Annotated in this window: 7 protein-coding genes; 6 read left to right on the forward strand and 1 reads right to left on the reverse strand. The window is 59.4% G+C overall.

Features of this window, described 5'->3' with window-relative positions:
• The first annotated feature begins 234 nt into the window (after nucleotides 1–234).
• The 4 genes from PH586_RS07005 to PH586_RS07020 all read left to right on the forward strand — a co-directional run bounded on the left by PH586_RS07005 (nucleotide 235) and on the right by PH586_RS07020 (nucleotide 4,035).
• Nucleotides 235–1,578 carry an erythromycin esterase family protein gene (locus tag PH586_RS07005; protein WP_271347030.1) on the forward strand — a complete coding sequence of 448 codons (1,344 nt, stop codon included), beginning with the start codon at nucleotides 235–237 and terminating at the stop codon, nucleotides 1,576–1,578.
• 116 nt (nucleotides 1,579–1,694) lie between these two features.
• Nucleotides 1,695–2,186 (forward strand): hypothetical protein, encoded by a 492-nt coding sequence (locus PH586_RS07010; protein ID WP_271347031.1) that lies wholly within the window; start codon nucleotides 1,695–1,697, stop codon nucleotides 2,184–2,186.
• Entirely contained in the window at nucleotides 2,168–3,553 is a 1,386-nt protein-coding gene (locus tag PH586_RS07015) for an alpha,alpha-trehalose-phosphate synthase (UDP-forming) (RefSeq protein ID WP_271347032.1), read from the forward strand. The genes PH586_RS07010 and PH586_RS07015 overlap by 19 nt, the downstream gene beginning before the upstream one ends.
• 170 nt (nucleotides 3,554–3,723) lie before the next feature.
• On the forward strand, nucleotides 3,724–4,035 hold the full coding sequence (locus PH586_RS07020) for a hypothetical protein (protein ID WP_271347033.1): 312 nt from the start codon (nucleotides 3,724–3,726) through the stop codon (nucleotides 4,033–4,035).
• 431 nt (nucleotides 4,036–4,466) lie between these two features.
• Here PH586_RS07020 and PH586_RS07025 read toward each other — a convergent pair whose 3' ends face one another.
• Nucleotides 4,467–4,646 (reverse strand): phage integrase N-terminal SAM-like domain-containing protein, encoded by a 180-nt coding sequence (locus PH586_RS07025; RefSeq protein WP_271347034.1) that lies wholly within the window; start codon nucleotides 4,644–4,646, stop codon nucleotides 4,467–4,469.
• 696 nt (nucleotides 4,647–5,342) lie between these two features.
• Between PH586_RS07025 and PH586_RS07030 the strand changes: the two genes are divergently transcribed.
• Nucleotides 5,343–5,939, forward strand: coding sequence for a hypothetical protein (locus PH586_RS07030; protein ID WP_271347035.1), 597 nt, complete (start codon nucleotides 5,343–5,345; stop codon nucleotides 5,937–5,939).
• 86 nt (nucleotides 5,940–6,025) lie between these two features.
• Entirely contained in the window at nucleotides 6,026–6,583 is a 558-nt protein-coding gene (locus PH586_RS07035) for a hypothetical protein (protein ID WP_271347036.1), read from the forward strand.
• Nucleotides 6,584–6,674 lie beyond the last annotated feature (91 nt).

Raw genomic sequence — 6,674 nt, forward strand, 5'->3', positions numbered from 1 at the left:
TTCACGCCGCACAGCCTCAGCAGCGGGCGTTTGGAGGCGGTCGCAGCAGGCGAGCGTGGTTTTCACAATCGCTAACAGTCGCTCCGACAGCTCCGATCCGCCGTGAGTTCCCTTAACCGGCAGACGCTTGCCAGTGCGCCCGGCACACAGGACGTGCGTTCGTCGCCGTGCGAGAATCCGTGAGCCTGGCCGCACTACGCTGATAAGTGAGCGACTCGTGAGCGGAGGTGCGTCATGGGATCCCCGATCGAAATTGCCAACCGTTCAGCGGCGCAGGCCAGCGAGCTACCGGCCCTCATCCGGCAATACGCCGAGCCCCTGCCGGACCTGCACAGCAGCGCCTTCGCCGAACTGTTCGACCGCTACGGTGATGCCCGCGTGGTGCTGATCGGCGAGGCCAGTCATGGCACCTCGGACTTCTACCGAACCCGCGCCGCCATTACCCAGAGCCTGATCGAACGGCACGGCTTCAACATCGTCGCCGCCGAGGCGGACTGGCCAGACGCCGCGCAACTCGACCGTTTCGCCCGCCAGCGCGATACCTCGGCCTGGACCCAAAGTGCCTTTACCCGCTTCCCCACCTGGATGTGGCGCAATACCGATGTCTCGCGCTTCATCCACTGGCTGCACCACCACAACCAATCGTTGCCCGCGGACCAGCGCGTCGAGTTTCGCGGCTTGGATGTCTACAGCCTGCGCAACTCCATGGCCGAGGTCCTGCATTATCTCGATCAGGTCGACCCGCAGCAGGCCCAACAAGCACGCCAGCGCTATGCGTGCTTGTCGCCCTGGCAGGACGAGCCGGCACGCTATGGCCTGTTCGTCGAACACGGCAACGGCGGCTCCTGCGAGGATGCGGTGGTCGCCCAGCTCAACTGCCTGCTGGGCAAACGCCTGCAAGCCTTCGGGCAAGACCACGAAGACCTCTTCAATGCCGCGCAGAACGCCCGGGTGGTGCGGGCGGCCGAGCAGTACTACCGGGTCATGTACCGCGGCTCCGCCGCCTCGTGGAACCTGCGCGACCGGCATATGTTCGAGACCCTGCAGGCCCTGCTGCACCACCGTGGCCCGGCGGCGAAAGCCGTGGTCTGGGCGCACAACTCGCATATCGGCAATGCCGCCGCCACCGCCATGGGCTGGCGCGGCGAGTTCAATATCGGTCAACTCAGCCGGATGGCCTGGGAGCACGACGCCGTCCTGATCGGCATGGGCACCGACCATGGCCAGGTGGCCGCCGCCGATGACTGGGATGGCCCCATGCACATCAAGGACATCCGCCCGGCACGCCCAAACAGTTGGGAGTATCAGTTCCACCAGAGCGGCCTCGACGCCGCCCTGCTCGACTGGCGCGATCCCAGGCAGCAACCCCTGCGCGACGGGCTGTCCACCCTGCTGCTCGAACGCGCCATCGGCGTCATCTACCGGCCGCTGACCGAGTTGCAAAGCCACTATTTCCAGGCCGTGCTGGCCGATCAGTTCGATGCCTTCATCTGGTTTGACGAAACCCAGCCGATCAAACCACTAAGCGCCCCCGGCAGCGCAAGTCACGATGACGAGACCTACCCGTTCGGCATCTAGCGGCCCTCTCAACGGCCGTCCAGCCGGCGGGCCGCAGGGCAGCGATGCTATTCTTAGCTCATCGCCGCCCGCACGGATGCGTCGACGCGGCGCAGACAGCTGTGAGGGAAATCCCCATGTCCTGTCAGCTCAATCAGGGGCAAACCGACGCGGGCGCGGCCTCGCGTAGGCACGCCTCGGCGAGTGCCCGGCTCAGCGCCTGGTTGCGCAAACGGGGCGTGACTTGCTCACTGTTTCTCGATGCCGATGCCAACCTGCTGGACATTGCCCAGCCCTCCGATGCGCTCAGCGCAGCGGACGCGTTGCGCGCGGCCCTGGCCATGCTGCCCGAACGGGGCGGACCGGCCGTGGCGGGTGGACGCCTGCTGCCCGCTGCCAGCGCCGCCCTCTGCAGCATTGCCCGCCGCCCTGATTCAGGCGGCCAGGGCGCTAGCGCCATGATCAGGCAGCGGGGCGCGCGCGAACTCGGCCTGCTGGCCGAGGATCTGCAGCCGCTCACCGGCGAACGGTGGAGCAACAGCCCCACCTACTCGATGGCTGGACTGATCGACAGCGGCATGCGCCTGTCGCTCAGCTGGAAGGAGGGGCTATGTCGCGGCTCGTGGTGATATCCAACCGGGTAGCGCTCCCCGACGAACAGGGCCGACCCGCCCCGGGCGGCCTCGCGGTAGCGGTGGAGGCCGCCATGCAGGGCCGCGACGGGCTCTGGTTCGGCTGGAGCGGGCAGATGTCCGACACCCCGCCGCCGCCCGTTACCATCGACTCCGGGCCCATGAAGTACGTGCTCACCGACGTGCGCCCGCAGGATTTCCGCGAGTACTACAACGGCTTCGCCAACCGCGTGCTGTGGCCGATCCTGCACTATCGGCTGGATCTGGCGCAGTTCAACGAGTCCGATCTGGAGGGCTACCTGCGGGTCAACCAGTTCTTCGCCGAACGCCTGAGCCCACTCCTCGAGCCAGACGACCTCCTCTGGGTGCATGACTACCACCTGATGCCGCTGGCCCTGGCCCTGCGCGCGCGCGGCCACGCCAACCGTATCGGCTTCTTCCTGCACATTCCGCTGCCGCCGCCTGACCTGCTCACCGCCCTGCCCCGTCATCGCGAGGTGGTCGGTGCGCTCACCGCCTACAATCTGATCGGCCTGCAGACCGCCAACGACGCGAGTAACTTCACCCGCTACCTGACCCAGGTAATCGGCGCGACAACCCGCGACGAACGCCACTTTTACCTGGGCAACCAGCACTTTCGGGTCGGTGCCTTCCCGGTCGGGGTGGATGCCGAAGGCTTTCGCAGCCTGGCGCAGCAATCGGCGCAGGGAGACTTCGCGCGGCAGCTCGCCAACAGCCTGGCCGGCCGCGCCCTGCTGGTGGGTGTCGACCGCCTCGACTACTCCAAGGGCATCGTCAACCGGTTCGACGGCTACGAACGTTTCCTGGAACGCAACCCCGCATGGCACAACCGCGTCACCTACCTGCAGATCGCTCCCGGTAGCCGCTCGGACATCCCCGAGTACGCCGAGATCGACGCGATCGTCAACGCCAAGGTGGGCCACATCAATGGCCGCTTCGGCGCCGTCTGCTGGGTGCCGCTGCGCTACGTCAGCCGCAACCACCGGCGCGAGGACGTCGCCACGGTCATGCGCCAGGCCCGGGTCGGCCTGGTCACGCCGCTGCGCGACGGCATGAACCTGGTGGCCAAGGAATTCGTCGCCGCCCAGGACCCGGCCGACCCCGGCGTGCTGATCCTCTCGCAGTTCGCCGGTGCCGCCGCCGAACTGGGCGCCGCGCTGATCATCAACCCGCATGACCGCGACGCCCTGGCCGAGGCGATCAAGCTCGCCCTGGAGATGCCACTGGAGGAACGCCGCAGCCGTCATCGGCAGCTGTATGCGGCGCTGCTGGCCAACCCTATTCGCAACTGGGGACAGAGTTTTATCGAGGCCTTGCTGCAGCCCGCCCCTGCCTCGGACTGAGAACGCGCCCCGGCGTCCGTCCGGTTGACCCGCTCCAGCGCGTCTCTGCGCTATAAGTTAATCAGTACGCAACTACAGTGCCGCGAAGGAGTGCCTCGCAGGCGCCGGCGTACCAGGCGGATAAAAGCCATACCGTTCGCGTCATATTTTTCTTCGCCAGGAGATTCGTCATGATGATTGCCCGTTGGAGCATCGATGCGAAATTCGGTTACAAACAGGATGTGATCGACCTGATGCAGCGCTGGATACGCGACATCGCCCCCCAGGTCGGCTTGAGCGCGGACAAGATGCGCCTGCTCACCGGCTCCATCGGCGCACTGGAGGCCACCATTCAGACGGAGCACCTGATCAACGATCTCACCGAGCTCAACCAAGTCTGGGAAAAGCTGGCGACCATCGAAGCCCATAAGCAATGGAGCAAAGATCTCGAGCCCCATGTCGTTTCCGGAACCAACCGCTGGGAAATCTATCGGGTCCTATAACCCGTGCCGCCATCCCAATTAGCGCTGGATGCGGACAGGCCTGCCGAGCAGCCCTACGGGTGCAGAAGGCCAACCTCATCCGCAACTCCAGCCAGAGTGTTATCAAGGCTCTGCCGTGGCCGGGGCGGCCGTCCGGCTGATGGCCGCAGCGAAGCGCCGTCAGCGCCGGCCAGGGCCCAAGCGTGCGCTTGCCAGGCCGCAGGGGCCTTGGCTTGGCGCGAACGACTCACTGCACTATGCTCGGCCAATCCAATGGAATGCCAGCTCCCCACCTACCCGGCAAGGATCGCCGTCACGCCCTTTTCCTGTCATTCAGTCGCCAGCCCCGTAGTGCGTCGGGGCGGCGGTAGCCTGCCTGAGTCAGCGCTAGCCCAATGGGCTCTGCACCCCGGCAAATCCCTGGCCCAGCACATGGGTAAGAGGCTAGCCAATTAAGAAAGGCATTGACCTCCACCGCCCCCCATTTCCAAAGGGTGGCATAACTGATGGAAGCGGATGAAGTAAGGAATCCAGTACCAGTAGGATTTCTCGGTACGAATACTGTAATGATGCAACCGCATCACCACCCGCACCTGCTCGCGCAGACGGGGCTTGGAGGTTGAACTGTCCATGTCGATGCCGGCTCCTGACTACTGTGTTTTCATACAGCGGTAACGGTAGAGCAGAATGCGGAAGTCAAGCGAATACAGGAAGGTTTCTGTTGAACTGACATAAGACTTTGATCTTTTTGGGATTTTCAGTTACGCAGATTCCAATTTGGTGCGTGCTTATGCAGAATCCACTACCATCGGATTAACGAAGAATTCCATCTAATCACTGTTAGCCTACAGCGTGAGCACCAGGATAGAGCCATGAAAGTTCGATGCCCTAGTTGTAGCTATATCGCAGACAGTCTTCCTCCAACTCACAAGTGCCCTAAATGCGATGCTTTTTCCCATGACTGGATGATTTACGACTGGGAAAGCTTTGCCTTAATCAAGCGCAGACATGTCAAATATAACTTTTTATAACTGTCGTGATTCTAATTAATTTATTTGCATCAATCTCATTAGGGCCAACAGATGTACGTCAATGGCTGTTCAACTTATTATTAATCCCAGCGATGATCAGCTTATTTTATTGTCGAAATCAACTTAGAAAGAAAGCGGAGTATGAAGGACATAAAGGTAGGGCTGCGCGTCCTTGGTTTAGCGGTTTCGGAGGTTTATAAACCGGCTAACAAGGCGCTGAAGTCGCTCATTTCATTCGCTGGGACCGGCGAAGCCGGCCCCTTAGCTTAATCGTTAGGCCTCATGGAGAACCCCAGCATGAGTACGTGCAAAGCCTATGTAGATCAATTGGTAGAAACCACCGCTAAATATGGAAAATACGCTGCGGAGGCACTAAAGGAATTCAATGCCGCTCAGGAGCGACTGGGATTATCTGCAGTGATCGATCTAGAAAAGCTAGTACAGCCTGAGTTTCGTAGGTTAGCAAAACACAAACTAGCTGATCTTGAAGTAATTGTTGAAGCGTATAAGAACATTTACGAAAAATATATTATTTCAATGAATAAAGAGCTGCTCGCTGCCACAGCGCTTCTCCCCGAAGCGGAGAGAGCAAGCGAGACGGAGAGCCTAGCAAAAAAAATTCAAGAGCAGATTGATGAGCAATCTCGTTTTTACTCAACGCGTGCCCGCTGGATAGAGGCGGCCTACAACTTGTCAACGTTAGTCGAGATCAACGCAGATAGTATTTTCGTCGAAAGCGGTGAACTAGTATGCAGCGATGAAAATGCTCTCGAAGACATATCATTTGTTCTTAACGTGATAGATACCTGCGCACAGGTTGACTCCGAAATAATACGGACTCGCGTAGCGAGGATAACTTCTGGACTCGGTTTCTTCGGAGCGAAATTCGCGTAATGCCTATCAAACGGCCCAAGTCGTTCGCTTCGTTCACTCGGGCCCGCTAAAGCCGGCCCCTTAACCAAACGTTAGAGATATTTTTCGTGCACAATCCATTTAAAACCCCAGCGTACGAAGATGCCAGGCCTACTGCAGGTTCACTGCGCGTCAACGCCCTTCTACTTTTGTTATCAATCATAACAACCTGGATGTTAACGAAAGACATCCAGCACCTGCTCTCAATTTACAACAACTCGTTGTCAAAAGCGGCCGGAATTTCAATATTTCACTACGCATACATCAAACTCGCACCACTCGAAATCGCCTACTTCAGAGCCCTCTCCAGCATTGCCACTTTAGCTTTAATCATGTTTACAGCCCGAAACATCCAAGCCTTCACAGGCTATTATTTTCTAACAATAGCCTATGGGGTAACGCAACTCATATATCAGGCCCTGGCAATATCAGGCGTAATTACAATTCTCTCCCAAGTGGCCGGCAGAAGCATTATCGACACGAGCTTCTGGTTTTCTCCAGAATTACTACCAAGCACAACACAGGTGCTATTGGGATTCCTTGCAATTTCAGCCCCACCTATTTTATTTATAGCAATATGTCTCATCACAAAGACACTAACCTCAAGAGCCAGACTCACGAGATAGCCAACATCTCTAACAACCGACTCAAGTCGCTCGCTCCGTTCACCGTGACGGGCTATAGCCCACCCCTTAACCAAACGTCATGCGAATAAAG

This window comes from Pseudomonas aestuarii (assembly GCF_027988105.1).
GTDB classification, from domain to species: Bacteria; Pseudomonadota; Gammaproteobacteria; order Pseudomonadales; family Pseudomonadaceae; genus Aquipseudomonas; species Aquipseudomonas aestuarii.

What these genes read in the sequence shown, in the direction of transcription:
- PH586_RS07005 (WP_271347030.1), top strand. Translation starts at nt 235, where the DNA reads ATGGGATCCCCGATCGAAATTGCCAACCGTTCAGCGGCGCAGGCCAGC.
- PH586_RS07010 (WP_271347031.1), top strand. Translation starts at nt 1,695, where the DNA reads ATGTCCTGTCAGCTCAATCAGGGGCAAACCGACGCGGGCGCGGCCTCG.
- PH586_RS07015 (WP_271347032.1), top strand. Translation starts at nt 2,168, where the DNA reads ATGTCGCGGCTCGTGGTGATATCCAACCGGGTAGCGCTCCCCGACGAA.
- PH586_RS07020 (WP_271347033.1), top strand. Translation starts at nt 3,724, where the DNA reads ATGATGATTGCCCGTTGGAGCATCGATGCGAAATTCGGTTACAAACAG.
- PH586_RS07025 (WP_271347034.1), bottom strand. Translation starts at nt 4,646, where the DNA reads ATGGACAGTTCAACCTCCAAGCCCCGTCTGCGCGAGCAGGTGCGGGTG.
- PH586_RS07030 (WP_271347035.1), top strand. Translation starts at nt 5,343, where the DNA reads ATGAGTACGTGCAAAGCCTATGTAGATCAATTGGTAGAAACCACCGCT.